A 20866-nucleotide genomic window follows, 5' to 3' on the forward strand; every position below is an offset into this window, starting at 1 on the left:
TATACCAAACCAACTATGAATTTCAATAACAAAACCTCCCTAAAAAAGTAGCAATGTACCTTTTTAGAGAGATTTTGACAACACATTTTTTTCTTCAACTATCCGCCAAACCGCGCCCTCGCCACATACGACGTGTGCAGCAGTTCATGCGCCTTCTCGCCGCCCGGTTTGCCGAGATATTCATCATAAACAGCATGGACCACCGGCGTCGAGTGACTGGTGCGGTAAAGACTGTGGTGATCGATGTCATACAGCGCTTTGGCCCTGAGTGCTTTGACATCGTAATTGTTCCTCACGCTGTCACGCGGAATCACCTGTCCGCCGCCGTTAATACAACCTCCCGGGCACGCCATGATTTCTATCATGTCAAATTGCTTGCGGCCGGATTTGACGTCTTCAATAATTTTTCTGGCATTGGCAAGACCTGATACAGCCGCAACTCTAATCGTTATGTCGCCAATGACATATTGCGCTTCTTTGATACCTTCTGTCCCTCTGACTTCCACGATATCGGTTCTGTCAAAATCGGGACTCAGCATGCGACCGGCTGTTCGAATCGCCGCTTCCAGCACACCGCCGCTGGCACCAAAGATACTGCCGGCACCTGAATAGACATCAAACGGATTGTCTGGTTTTTCCGGCTGCAATTTGTCAAACTTCAAGCCCATTTCTTTTATCATCTGAGCCAGTTCGCGTGTCGTCAAAGCGATGTCCACGTCTTGCAGTTCCGAGTGCAGCTGTTCCGGCCGGCTAACTTCAAACTTCTTGGCCGTACACGGAATGATACTCACAACCACCAAATCTTCCGGGTCAATATTTTCTTTTTCACAATAATACGTCTTCAGCAGTGCACCGAACATTTGTTGCGGCGACTTGCATGTCGACAGATTCGGAATCATTTCCGGGTAATTATGTTCCAAGAACTTCACCCAGCCTGGACAGCAGGACGTAAACATCGGCATTTCCGCACCTTGCTGGATGCGTTCCACCAGTTCGTTGGCTTCTTCCACAATCGTGAAATCGGCCGCCACATCCATGCCGAATACTTCATCGAATCCGAGTCGGCGCAGTGCTGCAATCATCTGGCCCTCCACATTCGTGCCTAACGGGTAATCAAATGCCTCCCCCAGCTGCGCCCGGATGGACGGTGCGGTAAAGACGACGACACGTTTGGTCGGGTCATTCAGCGCATCCCATGCGTCATCCACATGATTTCTTTCCGACAAAGCGCCCACCGGACAGACAACGACACACTGCCCGCAGCCGACGCAGTTGGAATCGCCGAGTTCATAGTTGAATGCACACGTGATGTGTGTTTCATGTCCTCTGTCGACCATCCCGATGGCCCCGATACTTTGCATCTCTTCACACGCTGTGACACAGCGGCGGCACAAGATGCACTTGTTGTTATCCCTGACGATATAAGGAGAAGACATGTCAATCGGCACCTTGTTCTGGCGAGCCGGGAAGTAGTCCTCATCCACATTATATTCTTGGGAAAGCAGCTGTAATTCGCAAGAAGTGCTCTTGAAACATGAAAGACATTTTTTATCATGGTCAGACAGCAGCAACTCTAACGTCAGCTGCCGGGATTTTCTGACAGCCGGCGTATTGGTATGGACAACCATTCCTTCTTCGACTGGCGCCATACAAGAAGCCACCAGATTTTTACGCCCTTCCACTTCAACCATACAAATGCGGCAGTCGCCCATCGCATTGACTTCTTTCAAATAACACAGTGTGGGAATAGTGATGCCCGACAGTCTGGCTGCGTCAAGGACGGTTGTTCCGCTTGGAACGGTCACTTTTTGATTGTTGATTGTTAAATTTATATTTGCCATTAGACTGCCTCCTTACACTTTCTCAATTGCGTTAAAGTGACAAATATCATAGCAGGCGCCGCATTTGATACACAAGTTCTGATCGATGACATGCGGTTCCTTGCGATCGCCGGAAATCGCCTGAGTCGGACACTGGCGGAAGCAAGCGTGACAGCCTGTACATTTTTCCGGAATAATTTTAAACTGGAACAAGGATTTACAGACACCGGCCGGACAATATTTTTCTTCAATATGTGCAATGTATTCGTCTCTGAAATAACGCATCGTGGACAGAACCGGATTAGCCGCTGTTTGCCCTAATGCACACAGTGACGACTTTTGCATGTGTTGCGACAGCTCTTCTATTTTATCCAAGTCCTCCATGGTGCCGTTGCCTGAGGTAATCTTCTCCAAAAGCTCAAGCAGGCGCTTGGTTCCAATACGGCACGGTGCACATTTACCGCAGCTTTCATCCACAGTAAATTCCAAGTAAAACTTAGCAATGTCTACCATACAGGTGCCATCATCAAGCACAATCATCCCGCCGGAGCCCATCATGCTGCCGAGCTTCACCAGATTTTCATAATCAACCGGCGTGTCTTTCAATGTCGCCGGGATACAGCCGCCGCTAGGTCCGCCGGTCTGAACTGCTTTAAATTCCCGGCCTTCCGGAATACCGCCGCCTATTTCTTCGACAATTTCACTGATGGTTGTGCCCATCGGTACTTCCACTAGACCCACATTATTCACATCTCCGCCAAGTGCGAATACTTTCGTGCCTTTCGAGGATTCTGTCCCGACAGCATTAAACCACTCTGCACCGTTTAAAATAATTTGCGGGATGTTGGCATACGTTTCAACATTATTCAACACCGTCGGCTTGCCGAACAAACCTTTAACTGCCGGAAACGGCGGACGCGGACGCGGTTCGCCGCGATTACCTTCGATACTGGCCATTAAAGCGGTTTCTTCGCCGCACACAAATGCCCCTGCCCCCAGCTTGATGTCGATGTCAAAACTAAAATCGGTATTAAAAATATTTTTCCCCAGCAGACCTTGTTCTCGCGCCTGCTGAATCGCAATCGTCAGCCGTTTCACTGCAATCGGGTATTCTGCACGCACATAGACATACCCTTGATTGGCACCGATACTGTAGCCGGCAATCGCCATTGCTTCAATCACCGAATGCGGGTCGCCTTCCAAAATAGACCGGTCCATAAAAGCGCCGGGGTCGCCTTCGTCCGCGTTACAACAGACGTATTTCTGATCGTTACGGCTTTGCATGGCAAACTGCCACTTCTGACCGGTCAGAAAGCCGCCGCCTCCTCTTCCCTTTAAGCCGGATTGAACCATCGTGCGAATCACATCATTCTGGCTCATCTCGGTGAGTACCTTATGCAAGGCAAAGTAACCGTCCCGTGCAATGTATTCGGTGATGTCCTCCGGATCAATCACACCGCAATTGCGAAGCGACAAGCGCTTCTGTTTAGAATAGAAGTCCGTTTCTTGCAGTGCTTTGACACTGCCGTCCTTACTGACGGTTTCTTTATACAAATATTTGGTTACAACATTACCGTCGCGAATATGTTCCTGCACGACCTTTTTCACATGCTTCGCGGTCATTTGCGAATAAAACACGCCTTCAGGATACACAATAACAACCGGACCCAACGCACACAAACCGAAACAGCCCGTCTTGACAAGCTGGACCCCCACATCCAGATTTTCTTCTGCCAAACATTCTTTAAAAGCGGCAATCACCCCATCTGCCCCGGAAGCGTGGCAGCCTGTGCCGCCGCAAACCAGAATCTGTCTGTCTACGTGGTTTTCTTCCAGCTCTTCAAAGGTGTCATGAATGGCAGCCCTTGCGCTGACAAGCGGTCTGTAACGTGTTTTAACTGCATTTAATTCACGAATATCCATGCAACACTTACCTACCCTTTCTTTTTCTGATACGTTTGTAAAATCTTCGCAACCTTCCTCGGATTCACCTTACCATACACATCCTCATTCACTTGGACAACGGGTGCCAAACCGCAAGCACCGACACACCGGGTCGCATCAAGGGAAAACAAGCCGTCTGCCTGACATTCGCCTGATTTGATTCCCAGCTGATTTTCAACTTCTTCCAAAACTTTGTCTGCCCCTTTGACATAACAGGCTGTGCCGAGACAGACATTGACTTTGTACGTCCCCTTCGGTTCCAGATAAAATTGAGAATAAAACGTGACAACACCATAAACATGCGACAGAGAAAGATTCAGTCCTTCGGCAATCATTTTCTGCACTTCTTCAGGGAGGTAGCCGTAAATATCCTGCGCACCATGAAGCACATGCATCAAACCGCCCTGAACATCTTTATATGCCGCAATCAATTCGTGCAGTTGTTTTTCCTGCTCTGCTGTTCCGCTGAACGCAGATGTTACTTGTTCCATGTAAACACTCCTTCCGAAAAGTAGTTATATCAAATAGTTTTGCGGTTTCTAACTTGAGATAATATGGGGAGAATCGCCGTTGCAGCCAGCCCGCCGATTACAGCCGTCACCAGCTGCGGTACGGAAAACATCCCAGACAATATCTGTGCTTGCGGCTCTGGCGGTGCAATCAAAATCGGTACAACAAATTTCACAATCGTGAGATAGAGTACCAAAAATTTGCTGATGGCACCGGCAACACATGCAATCAGATGCTTCACATGGGTGTTGCTGATGTCTGCGCGGGTCACCAGATGCCACACTAAAACCAAGACCATGTTGCCTAGGGCGATAAATGGCAAGATAACTAAAAAAGCCGGTCCCATTCCGAACATCCTAGCAACAAATGGCGATAATACAGCAACCGTCAACCCACTAGATAATCCGACAATCGAACCAGCAACAATTAGCACAAGATTTACAAACGACCCCGTCAAAAGCGTGTTTTTTAACGGACTGGTCAACATCTGAATGACAATCAGCAACGCAAGCGATAAACCTGTTTCCGTAATCCACCGGCTTTTGTTTGTCATAACTATTTTCCCCCTTTTGTCTAAAGACCGATACTTCTTTTAATAAATGTGAAAAAAATCACTAATGAATGTAAAACATTGGATTAAATTATTATCTATTATACCATAGCGTGGGATAGTCGTTCAAAAAAAGATGATAAAAATTAATTTTTATACAATTAAAAAATTATTTTTTAGTTAAACCACCGACAAATTGTCGGTGGTCTGTTTAATCAGCTAATATCTTGTCAATTGTGTCAAGCTCGCTAGCCGTAAAGGATAAATTATCCAGTGCTTTGACGTTGTCCTGCAGCTGGCTGAGTCGACTTGCCCCGATCAGGACGCTGGCGACGGTGTCCTCACGTAACAACCAGGCAATGGCCATCTCGGCCATCGTCTGACCGCGCTCCTGCGCAAGTTGATTTAACTGCTTCACTTTAGCCAGTGACGCATCCACCCTGTCTTTATCAAGGAACGGGCTGTCTGTCCTTGCAGCGCGGGAATCTGCCGGGATACCTTTCAAATAACGATTGGTCAACAAGCCTTGAGCCAGCGGACTGTAAACGATGGCACCTTTTTGCTCCTTAGCCAGCATGTCTGTCAGACCGTTTTCTATCTCACGGTCGAACATATTGTAGCGCGGCTGATGAATGACAAACGGTGTCTTCAGTTCTTTGAAAACAGCAATGATGTCCTCCGTCTGCTGTGCCGAATAATTCGAAATGCCGATATACAATGCTTTCCCTTGTCTGACCAGCAAATCCAGCGCTGAGGCAGTTTCCTCAAGGCATGTATCCGGGTCCGGGCGGTGATGGTAAAAAATATCCACATAATCGAGTCCCAGCCGGCGCAAACTCTGGTCACAACTGGCAGTGATGTATTTTTTTGATCCCCATTCGCCGTATGGCCCCTCCCACATATAAAAACCGGCTTTGCTGGAAATAATCAATTCATCACGATAACCTTTCAAATCTTCCCTGAAAATCCGTCCGAAGTTTTCTTCCGCACTGCCTGGCGGCGGACCGTAGTTGTTCGCCAAATCGAAGTGGGTGATCCCCATGTCGAATGCCCCGCGGATAATTGCCCGCTGATTCTCCAACTGGTCCACATCGCCGAAATTATGCCAAAGTCCCAATGAAATCGCCGGCAGTTTCAGTCCGCTGTTGCCGACACGGTTATACGTCATTGATTGATAGCGATTGCTGTCTGCTTGATACATCTGCTGCAACCCCTTTCTGTTTGATATATTCAGTTTATCATATTACTCATGATGTCCCCACTAAAATTTTTTCCCGCTTTCTAAATTTTGTGTAAACATCCCGTTTCTTTCATGTACGATGTGGCAAAAAGACTGCTGCGTGTGATATGCTTGACATAGAAAATAGCGCATGTAAGAAAGGAGGACATTCATGCACAACCGGTATGACGCACCCCGCTTTCGCGTCACACTGAACACTGACAGTAATTTGTTTGTCGTTTATATGGCAGGCAATGATGCATTGTCGGCTCACGGTGTGACCATTGAAGAAGCGAAAATGAAGCTGGTCAACTTGCTCAGGCAAGCCATGATCGCGGAGCAGCCACATTCATGCAGATAAGCACATGAGTGTTTTTTATTGCCTGAAACTTCCTTAAGCATGCCCTCGAAAATCCTCCTGTACAGTCAGACGCTTCACCAGCCGGACAGCAAGCGGCTCTTCCGGTATTTTTTTATCATTCAACGCATTGTATATATAGATGAATGAATTAACAGCCTGCTTGTCGAGGCTGTATTCCACTGTGGTCAGATGCATCAGTTCGCTTAATCGGCTGTTGTCAAAACCGATTACCGCCACATCGTCAGGCACCGAGTAACCTAACAACTGCAGCGACGACATAAACTGTGCGGCAATGTCGTCTGAAAAAAATGCCAGCGCGTCACATCGCTCATCTTGCTCAGCCCATTGTTTTGCAATAACTTGACCGCTGCGTTCAAAATTACTGTTGGTCGACACCCACGCATCTGCCAGTGCCAACTTTTTTTCCCGATAAAAGTCGTCAATTGCCTGCAGGCGGGCCTGTGTATTCAAATTCTTCGCACTGCCGAGAATATGGCCGATTTTGCGGTAGCCGCAGTCGTACAAATAATTCAGGCTCATCACATACCCGTCATAATGGTCTACGTAAGATGAGTAGATGTTTGGGGAATCGATACGGTGCCACGTGGCAATCGGACCATACATGCTATACGCTGCGATCGTCTCCCAGTCATTGCTGCGCGTCAAAATAAAGACCCCGTCAATTTGTTTGTATTTCATCAGATTCAGCGCATCCAATTCTTTTTGTTTGTCTCCGCCGGTAAAATATAAGTGGATAAAGTACCCGTAATTTCTGGCGATTTGGGTGAATGTTTCCAAAAAAACACCCAGCGTATCAAAATAGCCTTGAGCAAGAAAGCCGATGGTTTTTGTTTCGCCGGATTGGAAATGACGGGCAAGGGCATTGGGGATATACCCGGTATCTGCCATCGCTTTCAAAACTTTTTCTCTGCTCTCCTTGCTGACATAGCCGTTGCCGGATACGACCCGCGAGACTGTCGACTTGGAAACACCGGCAGCTTTAGCCACATCTATAATCGTCGCCATATATTCATTCTCCAGTCTTTTCTTTTTAAAATAATTATAACAAATTCTCCTTGACATGGGAATGTTCCCACATATTATCATAAGAATGTAACCACTCTCAAAAAGTTGAAGGAGGATCATTTATGGTAAGAAATGCTTTAAAAATCGTCACGATCGGCGGCGGTTCGAGCTACACACCTGAATTAATCGAAGGCTACATCAAGCGCAAGGACGAACTGCCGATTAAAGAAATCTGGCTGGTAGACATCGAAGACGGCAAAGAAAAACTGGAAATTGTCGGTGACATGGCCAAACGGATGGTCAAAGCTGCCGGCTTGGACTGGGAAGTACACTTGACACTTGACCGGCGTGAAGCACTCAAAGACGCGGACTTTGTATCGACCCAGTTCCGTGTCGGTCTGCTGGATGCCCGTATCAAAGATGAACGCGTGCCTCTGTCCCACGGCGTGCTCGGACAGGAAACCAACGGGGCCGGCGGTATGTTCAAAGCGTTCCGGACAATTCCTGTCATTTTAGATATTATTAACGACATGAAAGAACTCTGTCCGGATGCTTGGCTGGTCAACTTTACAAACCCGGCCGGCATGGTCACGGAAGCTGCCATCAAACACGGTGGCTGGAAGAAAACTGCCGGACTGTGCAATGTGCCGATTGGTCATAAAAAGCAGGCGGCTGAAAAGCTGGGCATCGATGAAGACAAGTTGTTCTTCAAATTTGCCGGTATCAACCATTTCCACTGGCACCGCGTGTGGGACGACGAGGGCAACGAGCGCACAGCAGAGCTGATCGACTTGATTTACGGGCCGAAAACTGAACAGGAAAGCCACCTTAAAAATATCTTTGACGCCTCGTTCCACTACGAACAAATCAAAGACTTGGGACTGCTCCCTTGCGGCTACCACCGTTACTACTATATCGAAGATGAAATGCTGGCGCATTCTGTCGAAGAATTCGAAAAAGGCGAAACACGGGCACAAGTGGTCAAAGAAACAGAAGCGCGCTTGTTTGAATTGTACAAAGACCCCAAACTCGACTACAAACCAAAAGAGTTGGAACAGCGCGGCGGCACGCACTACAGCGACGCAGCCTGCGAGCTGATTGCCTCCATCTACAATGACAAGCGCACTGAAATGGTCGTCTCGACACAAAATAACGGCACGATTACTGACTTGCCGTATGATTGTGTGGTCGAAGTGTCCGGTCCTGTCACAGCCCACGGCCACGAACCGTACAACTGGGGCAATTTCCCGCCGGCAGCACGCGGCATTATCCAGCTGATGAAGGGCATGGAAGAAACGACTATCCGTGCGGCGATTACCGGTGATTACGGTGCGGCACTGCACGCGTTCACCATCAATCCGCTGGTACCTGGCGGAAAGATGGCGAAGACCCTTCTTGATGAACTGCTGATTGCCCATAAAGAGTATCTGCCGCAGTTCAGCGAAGCAATCACGCGCATCGAAGAAACTCAGCCGGAAACTGTTGCGTACGTCGAAAAATTAATGGCCTCCAACTAAAGGCAAAAGAAGCGGATGCTTATACGTTTGTATAACCATACCGCTTCTTTTTTATGATACCAATGATAATCTCAACAGCACGACGCCGCAAAACAGGCTCATCGCAAATAAGGCCAGCTCCAGTTTGCAGTTTGTCAGCCCGCGGAACGTCTTTGTCTTCGGCAATTCTCTGATTGCCAATATACCTGTGACGATGCCGACGATATTGCCGACTGCCAGCGCACTGGCGACATAAATATAGAGGCTTGTCCTCATCGTGTCCCGGCTCTCAAGGTCGGAATAATTTGCTTGGAACACATAAAACCAGATCAGCGACAGGCATGCGATAATAAAAAACGGAGCCACTGTCGGGTGATTGGTCAGCAACTCTTGAAACGAGACTGATTCGCGCACCAGGATTATCAGCATGTACACCCCGTAAATAACGGGAATGGCAAGAAGCCATAGTTTAAACAGCTTGAACCAGCTGTGTTTATTAAAAGCGAGCATCATATTCCTCCCCTAACTGGATGATTTTTCTAAAAAGGGAATCAACAATTAAATACAATGGCAGAAAACTAACAAATTCATTGTCGGTCAAGTAATGAGTTGTTGTTTGAAAATAGAGATTGTAGGTCGAAATAGCCGATAAATAATTATTACTCAAACTCGTAATCGACAGACTTTTTATTCCTTTGACCAGTGCATAGGTCAGCTCCGATTCGATTCTGGAAATGTCGCCGCTAAGCGACAAAACGATGCACATGTCCTTGTCTGTCAATTCATTTTTGACTACTTTTTTAAATTCGAACGTTGACTTGACTTCTATCGGAAACAGGCCGATGGACTGCATGTTTCTGATAAAGTCATTGATGACATTCCGCTGTCCCCAGCCTGTCCCGAAACAAATGAGCCGATCGGCTGTGTAGATATCTTTAACCATCTGTTCATTGAACATTTGCTTAAACAGCCGATCAGTTGCATGTAAATCTTCCATCTGCATATTGCTCATTTCAGTCGTCAACTTCTCCCGCTTCCGCTCTGTCGTGTCGCTCAGACGATACTTGAATTCCGAGTAGCCGGCAAAACCCAACTTTTTCACCAATCTGGAAACGGTAGACTTTGATGTCAAGGTTTCTTTTGCCAACTGCACAATCGTCAACTTGGAGACTGTTTCCCTGTTGTTCAGGATGTACTCCAGGATTTGTACCTCTGTTTCATTTAGTTTCGAATAATTTTTACTAACTATTGCCTCAAAATCCACTGATAGACCACCCCTTGTTTTGATAAAAAATATGACAATTACCTTAAGACATAAAACGAGCGTTGGAAAATTGTCTCAAACATTCTTTATCATAACATAGATTCGGTCTGTCTATTTCAATTCAGGCCAAAAGTCTTTATTTGCTTCAATCAAGTCATCCAAAATTTGTTTTGCAACACGGGCGTTCGGTACGATTTTGCTTAACGTCAACGCTTGCCACAGAGTCTGATAAGAACCTTTTTCCCATGCTTCAACAACCAGTTTTTCAACGGCTACTTGCTGTTCCATCAGGCCTTTCTGGAATCGTGGAATGTTGCCTTGGACAAGCGGCTCAGGTCCGTTCGAGCCGACCAGGCAAGGAATCTCTACCATGGCGGTCTCGTCAAAGTTAACCAGTGCGCCTTGGTTTTCAACAATCAGCAGCATTCTTTCTTTCGTATTGTAGGCAATCGCTCTGGCCAAATCGACGATGTAAGACGCATGGTCATCTGCCTCCAGCTTAACGTCGCGTGCGGTACCGGCATCAACGACACGCTGGCATTCAGAAAATACCAGTTTTTCCCGGTGGTCCATGACTTCATTGGCCCGTGTGTAATTCGGGTCAGCAATCGCCACTTCATCTTGTGCGTAAAAATAGTATTTCAGATACGTGTTCGGCAATGTCTCTGGGTCAAGCGCAAAAACATCTTTTGCTTTTTCATAAGTGTGTTTCCAGCTTGCTTCGATATCGCTCTCAGCCGAGGATAGTTCCGCCGGCGTCACATACCCGTGTTTGGCTACGTGCTCCTTGATTTTCGGCATTAAGTCATTACCGTCTTTATCCCGAATATCCGTCCACCAGCCAAAGTGATTCAATCCGTAATAGCGGACAGTCATGTCTTTCCGGCTGGACAGTCCTAAGACTTCTGCCATGCGGTGCTCAATCCCCACCGGCATGTCGCAAATATTAATAATCTTGCTGTTAGGACGCAATTTGCGTGTCGCCTCCGCCACGATAGCTGCCGGGTTTGAATAATTCAGCATCCATGCATCCGGAGAATATTTTTCCATGTAATCCACTAATTCCAAGACCCCGCCAATCGAACGCATCCCGTATGCAATGCCGCCCGGTCCGCAAGTTTCTTGTCCGATGACACCATATTTCAATGGAATCTTTTCATCTTTTTCACGCATGGCATACTTGCCGACCCTGATATGCGCCATCACAAAGTCGATATCAGTAAATGCTTCCTCCGGTTTTGTTGTCGCAGAAAACGCAATCTCCGGCGCACGCTCCTTCAGCAAAATGCGGCAAGCATCCGCAATTTTATTTTGTCTGTCTTCATCATTGTCATAAAACTTGATTTGTCTGATCGGAAACTTGTCCAAGTTATCCAGCAGCATCATCACGATGCCCGGGGTAAATGTACTGCCGCCGCCTGCTATAAGAATTGATTGTTGTTTTAACATAAAATACATCCGCCTTTCTTATGGTTAATCTCTAATTTTTAACAGTTTGTCAAATGACGCCCGCACTTGCGGCACATCCAAACCGACAATAATTTGAAACGCCTTGTTTTTTCTCACGACCCCGTGAGCACCCACTTGTTTGAACGCTTCATCGGCTTCAACAAGTTCAGCATCATTAACTGTGACTCTCAGCCGAGTCGCACAGTTATTGACTTCTAAAATGTTATCACTGCCGCCCAGCGCTTCCAAATACATGGCAGCCGCCTCATCATAGGCTGATACTTTGCCGCCGCCTGCTGACTGTCTTTCGCGATATTCTTTCTTCGTATACATCTTGACTTCTTCTGTTTCCTCACGTCCCGGAGTTTTAAAGTCCATTTTGATGATGACAAAGTGGAAAACAGCAAAATATATCAAACTGAAACTCAGACCAATCACGAATAGTGCAACGACCGTGCCCATATGATTGATGGACATCGGAATCAAATATTGGGTCGCCATGGAAATAATCCCGCTGCCGATATCACCAACGACACCAAACAAATATAATGTCGCGCCCAATGTTCCCGCCAACAGCGAGTGAATCAGGAATAATTGCGGTGCGATAAACAGAAATGTGAATTCAAACGGTTCGGTAATACCTGCGAGAATGGCCGTCAACGCAGTCGGAATCAGCAACGCCAATGTCATTTTTTTCTTTTCCGGTTTCGCAGTTGTGTAGAAAGCTGCTGCAATCCCGATCGGTGCAAAGATTTTAGATGCGTTGTGCAGTCCAAATCCGCCTTGCGGGAATAATTCTTTAATCGGTACAGTCGAGGTGGCAAACTCGTTCATGTGTTTCATCCAGTAAGCCGTGATACCTCCTTCAACAACAGCCGGACCATAAATAAACGGCTGATAAATGAAGTGGTGCAGTCCGGTTGGAATCAGGATACGTTCCAAGAAGACATACAGCCAAACACCAACAACACCTGATGACTTCATGAAACCTTGCAGCGAGGAAATGCCTGACTGAATGACCGGCCAGACAAGACATGTCGCAAATGCCAGCGGCAGCATCACAAAGAAACAAATCATGACAACTAATGATGAACCTTGGAAAATGCCGAGAAAATCAGGCAGCTTGGTTTCAAAAAACCGGTTGTGTACATAGACGACAATCCCTGCGATTAAAATAGCCCCAATCAAATTGGTATCTAAGGATTTTATGCCGGCAATCATTTTCAGACCGCTTTCGCCGCCGACTTCCTGACTGAAATCCACATTGAAAAAATTGCCTCTAAGCGACAACATGGCATTCACAAAATAATTAAACGTGAGATAGGTGACCAATGATTCCAGCGCCGCCCTGCCGCTTGTTACTTTGGCCAGCCCCAGCGGCAACCCGATAACAAATAATAGCTCAATTTGGTTGAAAACGGTCCATGCACCTGTTTCAACAATCGACCAGATATCTTTCCACAAGGTGCCTTCGGCTGCAATTCCGCCAACGATTAATGTGTTCTGCATCATGATTGAAAGAGATAAAATAATTCCGGCAAATGCGAATAAAAGAACCGGTGTGAACATTGCTCCGCCGAAACGCTGCAGTTTTTGCATCATAAAAAAACCTCCCAACTTTTTATGTAAACGTTTACTGGTTACTACTATATCATCAACTTCCGACGGATTGAAGAGTTTTCAAACAGGTTGGGACGATTCTAAATGATTGTGATTATTCCCAAAATCTGAGAAATTTCCCAAAAGAAAAAAGCCTGCTCGCTCAGTAGCATGGCTTTCGAAAAAGATTAGATTGATACGCGAACCGGGATTCCGTTCGGGTCAGTCAGACGGATGCTGGTCGGCGACAGTTCTTTAAAAGGAGTGTCCATCGTTTTCAGCCGGCCCAACAGCTGATTGAATGCCTCATCACTCATCTCAATAGTGAAACCAGCCAAGCCCCGCTTAACTGTTGAGAGTTTTGGCAACTGCGGTCTCTGCCACGTATTCGCCGCTATTTGGTGATGGTAAAGACCTGCCGCATAAAAGTCTGCTTGTCGGCCAAACTGATATTTTAAGTCCAATCCCAAAATTGTTGTATAAAACTGTCGTGTGTACGCCAAGTCGGAAACAGACAGATGCACATGTCCTAGGATGGTTCCCGGAGGCAGATCGTCACGTGTGTCATCTGCTGCGTTCAGTACCCCCTCGACGTCCAGCTGTTCCGTCACACCGGCAATCGTACCGTCATCGCGGATATCCCAAAACTTATGGGGCTTGTCCCAATAAATTTAGATACCGTTTCCTTCCGGGTCGTCCAAATACAGTGCTTCACTATATCCGTGATCTGCCGCACCGGAAATCGCGATTTGTTTACGCAACAACGAACGCAACACATTGCCGAAATCTTTTCTTGTCGGCACCAAAAAGGCCATATGATATAAGCCGGCTGTGCTTTTATTTGTTTGATTGGAATCTCCCAGCGGCAGCAGTTCAAGCAATTTCTTGCCAGTCTTTGCAATCCCAAGTTCAACTTTATCCGCCGACTGGTTTAAGCGTGATAACCCGAGTGCCTGTTCATAGAAATCAGCCACACGTTTTACATCGCTGACCCGCAACGCCACATATCCCAATTGTAGTGACGGTATTGTTTGTCCGGTCATAAAAGCCACTTCCTTCTCTTTATCTTGTCGTAACAGTCACAGTTTACTACTTATAATTAGTAAGGAAAAGAGATACGCTTTGACAAAGACAAAACGGCAAGCGTTATGACACTTGCCGCTGATGCTGTCGCGACTTCCTTACAAGTACATAGAAACGATGATACTGCCGCCTATCAACAGCAGCAATAACAGGCATTTAAACAGAAATACCGGTTTATTCTTTTTCGTCCGCCGTCCTTTGCTTGCAGACAATTCATATACTAACAGCAGTATCGTGAAAAACAGAAACACGATCAGTCCGATTTTCAGCAGATTAAACGACTTTGCTGCCTGCTTGTCAGAAGACTGAAGCAATTGTTTACGCACGACCTCATAAGACACTTGCGGAGGCTCAATCTTATCCGATACTAGCGGCAGTGATGATTGAACAGTGACACGTCCGTCTTTCACAACTGCTTCCGGCTGCGTCCCTTTGGGCACGATGTCATACAAATCATCAGCGACTACCAGGTGCTGCTCGTTGATTGTCTGCTCGCCTTGGCTGACGATTTGCTTGTATTCATAGGTATTAAAGCATAAATCCAGCAGAGCATTGCCAAACTTGTGGCGCTCTGACTCAGACTCTTGATGATCCCAGTCGCCAACCCCCATAATCAACTGAATCAGGCGCATGTTGCCTTTTTGGGCAGTCCCGACATAGTTGAAGCCGGCCGATGAACTGGAGCCGCTTTTGAGCCCGTCGAACCCGTCATAGCCAAACGTTTTCCCCGGAAGAGAATACAAATAGCTGTCAAACGACTCTTCGTAAGGTGTCCCCTCCTTCACCGTGATTTGCCTGTTTTTAGTATGTTCCAACATGTCAGGGTATTTTTTCAGCAGATGATAGGCCAGCAGGGAATAATCTCTGGCGGTCGAAATATTGTCGCCGTTCGGATCGGCACCTTCCGGCATTTGACTGCCCAACTCAAAATTGATGACTCCTGTACTATTGTAAAATACCGTCTGCGTCATGCCTATTTCTTGCGCTTTTTCATTCATCATTTTTGCAAAACGGGCACCGCTGTCGGACGACACGAAATCTGCCAGCATCAATGTGGCGGCGTTTGAAGATGGAACAAAAATCAAATCAATCAATTCCCCCACACTGTAACTTGCACCAAGTTGCATTTTATTGTTGCTTAAATTATAATCTTGGGAAATCGTGACATATTTTTCCGTCACGTCAATGGCCGTGTCGAAATCGAATTGTCCTTTTTGCATTTCCTCAAGCACGACGAATATGGTCATCAGTTTGCTCATGCTCGCTATATGACGCTGGGTATCGGCATTATCCTCCCATAGTACCCTGCCCGTCTTTGCGTCAATGACCATTGAAGCTTTCGGCCGATAAAATTCATTGACTTGATAACCGGCTTCCCGGGTAATTGTCATGATGTCTTTTTGCGTGCCTTCAGCCCTTGCCGCGTCAGTAGTCAGCCCGACCAAACAGGCTGTAAGTATCCCCAAAATAACTCTTCTGATTATTACGTGATAACGTATCACTCTCACTTCTCCCTTATCCGTTCATTTTAACCGTTTTATTTTACCTTGATTTTTAATAAAAAGATAGATTTTTTTAACGTCAAATAAAAAAATAAGCCGGCAATAAAAAAAGGCTGCTGTCCTTAAAAAGGCAGCAGACCTGACTGTTTGACAGACATGGTGCAAGCAAGATTAATGTGTTTCTCCTCCGACAACTTTCAAATCCTCTTTGCCGTCAAATGCGATAATGGTTTCCAAAGAGACGCGGATACCGCGCACAATATCATCTAAGCTCATCGATGCAGTTTCCGGACGCTGCGTTACCTGTTCAGGTAAAAACGGCACATGCATAAAGCCCGCCCTTGTCTCTGGAAATGATGTGTGCGTCAAATACAAACTCTGGTACATGATGTGATTGCAGACGAATGTGCCGGCGGTATTGGAAACAGCTGCCGGCAAACCGGCTTTTTGCATCGCCGTGACCATCGCTTTAACCGGATGCTGAGAAAAATAAGCCGGCGCGCCAGTTTCTTGAATAGCCTCATCTATCGGCTGGTTCCCGTCATTATCAGCGATTCTCGCATCATCCACATTGATTGCAACACGTTCCGGTGTCAGGCCAAATCTGCCGCCTGCCTGTCCGATACATAACAAGTACTCCGGTTTGTGCTCAGCCAGCGCCTCGCGCACGACTGCCGCGCTTTTGCCGAAGACTGTCGGTATTTCCAGCTTGATAATTTCTGCGCCACTGATTGTGTCCGGCAGCCGTTTAACTGCTTCAATTGCTGGATTAGTAACGTCTGTACCAAATGGGTCAAATCCTGTGACCAGTATTTTCATAAAACATTCTCCTCTGCTTTAAAAAGTCCTGAAAAGCTGTCATGCTGTCAGCAAATCAAGCATATGAGTTGCTGACACACGCTCCCGTCGATAACATAAAAAGCCATTAAAATAACATTGATGTTATACTGTTACCACGGTTTTAGTATAGCATAAAACAGCAGAAAATAATATTACCGGCTCCCATACACCGCTTGGGCCGCCACAAAAAACGACTGTGCTGACTCGAACAGTCAGTACAGTCGTTGTGTCCATCCATATTAGCCAAAAATTTTTGCCACCATTTCCAGACCATAGACAAGCGCAAAGCTGTATGCCGCAATAGATGCGGGCTTTGCCAAGACAATAATCCAGATAAATTTCTTCAATGAGATATTGGTCAGTCCTGCCATTAAGCACAGTGCATCGTCCGGTGCGATCGGCAGAAAAATGGCTAAGGCAAACAATTTATCAAAACGCTCCTGGTTCTCCAGCCAATGCATGTATTTGTTATATGTTTTATCACTGATCAGGCTTAACACGAGCGGTTTCCCGAAACGCCGGCCGAGCAGAAAAATGATAACCGAGCCCAGAGCAATGCCGATATAGTTGTAGATAAACCCTGCCACAGGGCCAAAAATCAGCACACCTGCTGCTGTACTGATGCCTCCGGGAATAATCGGGATGACAACTTGAATGATTTGCAGCAGGATAAAAATAATAGGTGCCATAATCAGCGAATGACCCACCAAACGCTGGAACACATTGATATCTCTGAATGCTCCCATGCTGACTAAATAGATGATGACTGATACAGTCACACACACTCCCAGCAATGAAATGAAATTGACGATTCTTCTTGATTGTGCGACTCTCATACCCTCAGCTCCTCTATTCTTTCAGCTAGTCATCTCCGACCTTTATATTTAGTATACGTGATGAAGCGGTCAAGAACATCCATCCGAAGTCTGATATTGCAAAATCTTAACTTTTGAAAAAGGCATCAAGTCAGCCGGACCGAACAACAACCTGTCTCAACTGACTTTTTTGGCACGGTATCCCATTATTACATAGGCTGCAACTGTCATCAACACAACACAGCCTTTTAAAATTGACGAAAGCGAGCTGGCCTGATTGGTTTTGGGCAGCAGTCTGTCAAGTTCCTGTTCTTCGGCACCCTCAAAGAGATGGGCCGCCAGCTTCAATTGGTTGCCCTTACTGTGAGCATTGTTACCGGCAGATACAACTTTCTGGCCAGCCAACACTTCGGATCGGTCTTCCTTTGTGTCCTGTGGCGGTGTCGCTATCTCCTGACGCTCTGACAACACAGTTTCTTCTGATAATGAAGCTGCGGTTCCGCTTTTGTCTGTCTGTTTATCCGTTGCCTCGCCAACAGTCAGTAGCGGGGCTGTCACCTTGTCAACCGCCGAGTCAGCCGGTTGCTCCGATGTCTCAGTGCTATTGTCCTGAGTATTGCTTTTTTCAGGAATGACAAGTACACTTGGCGACAATACCGCATCCGACGGCTTTTCATTGGTTTCAGGTTGACTAGTTGATGATTGTGTGCCTTCTTCTGCTGGTGATTGCTCTGCCGCAGGCTCTTCCAAACTAGTATCCGACTGTTGTACACTGGTTGTGCTATCTGCCGTTTGGTCAGTGTTTGTAACGACAGAATCCGCAGTTTCTTCCAATGTGTCTTGTTTCACATATTCAGCCGGCACAATGAAGACGTCTTGCGCTGCCGCCTGCACCGGGCCTGTCTGTATGCACAAGAGACAGCCTAACAACAACATCGCTATATTCTTTTTCATACGCTCCTCCAATTATACTGATAAGCAGCCGTCATTTTTAAAATAACACAGTATTTTTAAACAACTTGATACCTATCAATAAATAAACACATGATTTTTTTAAAATATAACATTAAAGAAAAGGATTCACAACTATTTAAACCTGCCTGCCAACAAAAATTTATGAAATCTTTAGTTTCTTTTAACTTTCGGCATATTGTGGAAAAGCAAAAAAATACCTGAATCAGACAGCTTTGCTGATTCAGGTATTTGCACAATAATGTGTTTATTTTTTCTCTTGCTTGTCTGTCTTCTTAGGCTTTTCAAGCATGGCTTTGCGGGAAGCATTGACACGACCTTGCTTGTCAATCTCAGTGATCTTCACTAAAATCTCATCGCCAAGTTTCAGCACATCTTCCACTTTGTTGACACGCTCATGGGCAAGTTGAGAAATGTGAACGAGAGCGTCCTTGTTGTTGAACAAGTTGACGAACGCTCCGAATTTCTCAATCCGGACGACTTTGGCCAAGTATGTCTGCCCCACTTCGACTTCACGCACCAAATCTTTGATGATTTTGATGGTCTTGCGAATCATATCAATATCCGAAGACGCAATGCTGACATTGCCCTCTTGGTCGATATCAATCTTGACGCCCGTTTCATCGATGATGCCGTTGATGGTTTCGCCGCCTTTACCGATAACATCTTTAATCTTCTCAGGCTTGATTTGAATCATCTCGATCTTAGGCGCATACGGGCTCAACTCTTCACGCGGCTCAGCAATTGTACTGATCAATTCGTCAAGGATTTCCATTCTGGCTTTTTTGGCCTGAGCCAGAGCTTCCACTAGAATCTGTTCCGTGATACCTTCGATTTTGATATCCATTTGCAGTGCAGTGATACCTTCTCGTGTTCCAGCCACTTTGAAGTCCATGTCTCCCAAATGGTCTTCCAGTCCTTGAATATCAGTCAAAATCGTATAGTTGTCGCCGTCCATCACCAGTCCCATAGCAATCCCTGCAACCGGTGCTTTAATCGGCACACCAGCATCCATCAGTGCCAGTGTTCCTGCACAGATACTTGCTTGAGAAGATGACCCGTTCGACTCCAGCACTTCCGCGACTAAGCGGATAGTGTACGGAAAATCCTGTTCGGATGGAATCACTTGTTCCAGCGCTCGGCCGCCTAAAGCACCGTGTCCAATTTCACGCCGGCCAGGTCCGCGCATCGGACCAGTTGAGCCAACGGAGAACTGCGGGAAGTTGTAGTGGTGAATAAACCGTTTGCTCTCCTCGACACCCAGCCCGTCAATAATCTGGTGTTCGCCAAGCGGTGCCAGCGTACACGCAGACAAGGCTTGTGTCTGTCCTCTTGTAAACAGACCAGAGCCGTGAACACGAGGTAAAATACCGACTTCTGATGCCAGCGGGCGAATTTCATCGATTTGACGTCCGTCAGGGCGGATTTTGTCTTCCGTAATCAGACGGCGCACTTCGTTTTTCTCCATGTCCTCAGCAATCTGGCGGACTTCTTTCAAGAGTTTCTCCGCCTCTTCTTCGTCTGCAAATTTTTCTTCATAGACTGCCACAATTTCTTCCTTGACAGCTTCGATGTTGTCTTCCCGCTCCAGTTTTTCTTCAGTCTGGATAGCGGCTATCATTTTTTCCTGATAGGTGTCGTTGATTTCTTGTTCCAGATTAGCGTCAATTGCCAATAATTCAATCGCCATTTTTTCTTTGCCGACTTCTTCAGCAATCATTTCTTGAAATGCAACGAGTTCTTTCACTGATTCATGCCCAAAAAGCAATGCCCCGAGCATGTCTTCTTCTGACACTTCTTTCGCGCCGCTTTCCACCATATTGATGGCATCTTTTGTGCCGGCAACACTCAGTTCAATATCCGATACTTCTGCTTGAGCAATCGTTGGGTTAATGACATACTCGCCATCTACACGACCAACGTTTACGCCGGCAATCGGTCCATTGAACGGAATATCCGAAATACACAGTGCCAGTGATGACCCCAGCATCGCTGCCATTTCCGGGGTACAGTCCTGCTCCACACTCATCACGGTGTTGGTGATCTGAACTTCATTTCTGAAGCCGTCTGCAAACATCGGACGAATCGGTCGGTCAATTAAACGAGCGGTCAGGGTCGCTGTTTCACTCGGACGGCCTTCACGCTTGATGAAGCCGCCGGGTACCTTGCCGACTGCATACATTTTTTCCTCATAATTGACTGTCAGCGGGAAAAAATCGACGTCTTTCGGCTTTTTGGAAGCAACTGCCGCAGTCAACACGACGGTATCGCCGTAACGGACCAGTACAGCCCCATTAGCTTGCCGGGCCAACTGACCAATTTCAACGGATAAGGGACGGCCTCCCCACGTTGTCTTAAATACTTTTTTTTCAAAACTCATGATTGACTCTCCTTTTTTGCAAGCGTGAGTAGTCTA

General features: G+C 46.6%; 19 protein-coding genes. 2 read left to right on the top strand and 17 right to left on the bottom strand.

Features of this window, described 5'->3' with window-relative positions:
* Positions 1–98: 98 nt before the first annotated feature.
* The 5 genes from CBF27_RS11000 to mgrA all read right to left on the bottom strand — a co-directional run bounded on the left by CBF27_RS11000 (position 99) and on the right by mgrA (position 6025).
* Positions 99–1841, bottom strand: coding sequence for an NADH-dependent [FeFe] hydrogenase, group A6 (locus tag CBF27_RS11000; RefSeq protein WP_126814353.1), 1743 nt, complete (start codon positions 1839–1841; stop codon positions 99–101).
* A gap of 12 nt (positions 1842–1853) precedes the next feature.
* A complete protein-coding gene (locus tag CBF27_RS11005; RefSeq protein WP_126814354.1) occupies positions 1854–3743 on the bottom strand; it encodes an NADH-quinone oxidoreductase subunit NuoF in 1890 nt (629 codons plus the stop codon).
* An 11-nt stretch (positions 3744–3754) separates the two neighbouring features.
* Complete coding sequence (nuoE, locus tag CBF27_RS11010; RefSeq protein WP_126814355.1) at positions 3755–4255, bottom strand: NADH-quinone oxidoreductase subunit NuoE; 501 nt, start codon at positions 4253–4255, stop codon at positions 3755–3757.
* A 29-nt stretch (positions 4256–4284) separates the two neighbouring features.
* Entirely contained in the window at positions 4285–4827 is a 543-nt protein-coding gene (locus CBF27_RS11015; RefSeq protein ID WP_126814356.1) for an ECF transporter S component, read from the bottom strand.
* Between the two features lie 208 nt (positions 4828–5035).
* Positions 5036–6025 carry an L-glyceraldehyde 3-phosphate reductase gene (gene mgrA / locus CBF27_RS11020; RefSeq protein WP_126814357.1) on the bottom strand — a complete coding sequence of 330 codons (990 nt, stop codon included), beginning with the start codon at positions 6023–6025 and terminating at the stop codon, positions 5036–5038.
* A gap of 190 nt (positions 6026–6215) precedes the next feature.
* Between mgrA and CBF27_RS11025 the strand changes: the two genes are divergently transcribed.
* Positions 6216–6404 (top strand): hypothetical protein, encoded by a 189-nt coding sequence (locus CBF27_RS11025; RefSeq protein ID WP_126814358.1) that lies wholly within the window; start codon positions 6216–6218, stop codon positions 6402–6404.
* Positions 6405–6437: 33 nt separating this feature from the next.
* Here CBF27_RS11025 and CBF27_RS11030 read toward each other — a convergent pair whose 3' ends face one another.
* Complete coding sequence (locus CBF27_RS11030) at positions 6438–7430, bottom strand: LacI family DNA-binding transcriptional regulator (RefSeq protein WP_126814359.1); 993 nt, start codon at positions 7428–7430, stop codon at positions 6438–6440.
* Between the two features lie 122 nt (positions 7431–7552).
* Between CBF27_RS11030 and CBF27_RS11035 the strand changes: the two genes are divergently transcribed.
* Positions 7553–8947, top strand: coding sequence for a 6-phospho-beta-glucosidase (locus CBF27_RS11035; RefSeq protein ID WP_126814360.1), 1395 nt, complete (start codon positions 7553–7555; stop codon positions 8945–8947).
* A gap of 51 nt (positions 8948–8998) precedes the next feature.
* Here CBF27_RS11035 and CBF27_RS11040 read toward each other — a convergent pair whose 3' ends face one another.
* From CBF27_RS11040 to pnp, 11 genes are all read right to left on the bottom strand, one after another.
* Complete coding sequence (locus CBF27_RS11040; RefSeq protein ID WP_126814361.1) at positions 8999–9436, bottom strand: hypothetical protein; 438 nt, start codon at positions 9434–9436, stop codon at positions 8999–9001.
* Positions 9423–10190 carry a MurR/RpiR family transcriptional regulator gene (locus CBF27_RS11045; protein WP_126814362.1) on the bottom strand — a complete coding sequence of 256 codons (768 nt, stop codon included), beginning with the start codon at positions 10188–10190 and terminating at the stop codon, positions 9423–9425. Before CBF27_RS11045 ends, CBF27_RS11040 begins: the two co-directional genes overlap by 14 nt.
* Positions 10191–10301: 111 nt before the next feature.
* Positions 10302–11639, bottom strand: a complete 1338-nt coding sequence (locus tag CBF27_RS11050; RefSeq protein ID WP_126814363.1) for a 6-phospho-alpha-glucosidase — start codon at positions 11637–11639, stop codon at positions 10302–10304.
* 24 nt (positions 11640–11663) lie between these two features.
* Positions 11664–13241, bottom strand: a complete 1578-nt coding sequence (locus CBF27_RS11055) for an alpha-glucoside-specific PTS transporter subunit IIBC (RefSeq protein ID WP_126814364.1) — start codon at positions 13239–13241, stop codon at positions 11664–11666.
* A gap of 185 nt (positions 13242–13426) precedes the next feature.
* Positions 13427–13849, bottom strand: a complete 423-nt coding sequence (locus tag CBF27_RS11060; RefSeq protein ID WP_170175097.1) for a VOC family protein — start codon at positions 13847–13849, stop codon at positions 13427–13429.
* 60 nt (positions 13850–13909) lie between these two features.
* Positions 13910–14281, bottom strand: coding sequence for a VOC family protein (locus tag CBF27_RS11065; protein ID WP_126814366.1), 372 nt, complete (start codon positions 14279–14281; stop codon positions 13910–13912).
* A 138-nt stretch (positions 14282–14419) separates the two neighbouring features.
* Positions 14420–15823: a DUF1958 domain-containing protein gene (locus CBF27_RS11070; RefSeq protein WP_126814367.1), complete on the bottom strand. Its 1404-nt coding sequence runs from the start codon at positions 15821–15823 to the stop codon at positions 14420–14422.
* A 171-nt stretch (positions 15824–15994) separates the two neighbouring features.
* Entirely contained in the window at positions 15995–16642 is a 648-nt protein-coding gene (pcp, locus tag CBF27_RS11075) for a pyroglutamyl-peptidase I (protein WP_126814368.1), read from the bottom strand.
* Between the two features lie 260 nt (positions 16643–16902).
* On the bottom strand, positions 16903–17499 hold the full coding sequence (locus CBF27_RS11080; RefSeq protein WP_126814369.1) for a TVP38/TMEM64 family protein: 597 nt from the start codon (positions 17497–17499) through the stop codon (positions 16903–16905).
* A gap of 156 nt (positions 17500–17655) precedes the next feature.
* Positions 17656–18432 (bottom strand): prolipoprotein diacylglyceryl transferase, encoded by a 777-nt coding sequence (locus CBF27_RS11085; RefSeq protein WP_126814370.1) that lies wholly within the window; start codon positions 18430–18432, stop codon positions 17656–17658.
* Positions 18433–18697: 265 nt separating this feature from the next.
* Positions 18698–20830: a polyribonucleotide nucleotidyltransferase gene (pnp, locus tag CBF27_RS11090; RefSeq protein WP_126814371.1), complete on the bottom strand. Its 2133-nt coding sequence runs from the start codon at positions 20828–20830 to the stop codon at positions 18698–18700.
* Positions 20831–20866 lie beyond the last annotated feature (36 nt).

The organism is Vagococcus acidifermentans (assembly GCF_003987655.1).
GTDB classification, from domain to species: Bacteria; Bacillota; Bacilli; order Lactobacillales; family Vagococcaceae; genus Vagococcus_B; species Vagococcus_B acidifermentans.

What these genes read in the sequence shown, in the direction of transcription:
- CBF27_RS11050 (WP_126814363.1), bottom strand. Translation starts at nt 11,639, where the DNA reads ATGTTAAAACAACAATCAATTCTTATAGCAGGCGGCGGCAGTACATTT.
- CBF27_RS11015 (WP_126814356.1), bottom strand. Translation starts at nt 4,827, where the DNA reads ATGACAAACAAAAGCCGGTGGATTACGGAAACAGGTTTATCGCTTGCG.
- CBF27_RS11005 (WP_126814354.1), bottom strand. Translation starts at nt 3,743, where the DNA reads ATGGATATTCGTGAATTAAATGCAGTTAAAACACGTTACAGACCGCTT.
- CBF27_RS11030 (WP_126814359.1), bottom strand. Translation starts at nt 7,430, where the DNA reads ATGGCGACGATTATAGATGTGGCTAAAGCTGCCGGTGTTTCCAAGTCG.
- CBF27_RS11080 (WP_126814369.1), bottom strand. Translation starts at nt 17,499, where the DNA reads ATGAGAGTCGCACAATCAAGAAGAATCGTCAATTTCATTTCATTGCTG.
- CBF27_RS11000 (WP_126814353.1), bottom strand. Translation starts at nt 1,841, where the DNA reads ATGGCAAATATAAATTTAACAATCAACAATCAAAAAGTGACCGTTCCA.
- mgrA (WP_126814357.1), bottom strand. Translation starts at nt 6,025, where the DNA reads ATGTATCAAGCAGACAGCAATCGCTATCAATCAATGACGTATAACCGT.
- pnp (WP_126814371.1), bottom strand. Translation starts at nt 20,830, where the DNA reads ATGAGTTTTGAAAAAAAAGTATTTAAGACAACGTGGGGAGGCCGTCCC.
- pcp (WP_126814368.1), bottom strand. Translation starts at nt 16,642, where the DNA reads ATGAAAATACTGGTCACAGGATTTGACCCATTTGGTACAGACGTTACT.
- nuoE (WP_126814355.1), bottom strand. Translation starts at nt 4,255, where the DNA reads ATGGAACAAGTAACATCTGCGTTCAGCGGAACAGCAGAGCAGGAAAAA.
- CBF27_RS11040 (WP_126814361.1), bottom strand. Translation starts at nt 9,436, where the DNA reads ATGCTCGCTTTTAATAAACACAGCTGGTTCAAGCTGTTTAAACTATGG.
- CBF27_RS11035 (WP_126814360.1), top strand. Translation starts at nt 7,553, where the DNA reads ATGGTAAGAAATGCTTTAAAAATCGTCACGATCGGCGGCGGTTCGAGC.
- CBF27_RS11025 (WP_126814358.1), top strand. Translation starts at nt 6,216, where the DNA reads ATGCACAACCGGTATGACGCACCCCGCTTTCGCGTCACACTGAACACT.
- CBF27_RS11055 (WP_126814364.1), bottom strand. Translation starts at nt 13,241, where the DNA reads ATGATGCAAAAACTGCAGCGTTTCGGCGGAGCAATGTTCACACCGGTT.
- CBF27_RS11085 (WP_126814370.1), bottom strand. Translation starts at nt 18,432, where the DNA reads ATGAAAAAGAATATAGCGATGTTGTTGTTAGGCTGTCTCTTGTGCATA.
- CBF27_RS11065 (WP_126814366.1), bottom strand. Translation starts at nt 14,281, where the DNA reads ATGACCGGACAAACAATACCGTCACTACAATTGGGATATGTGGCGTTG.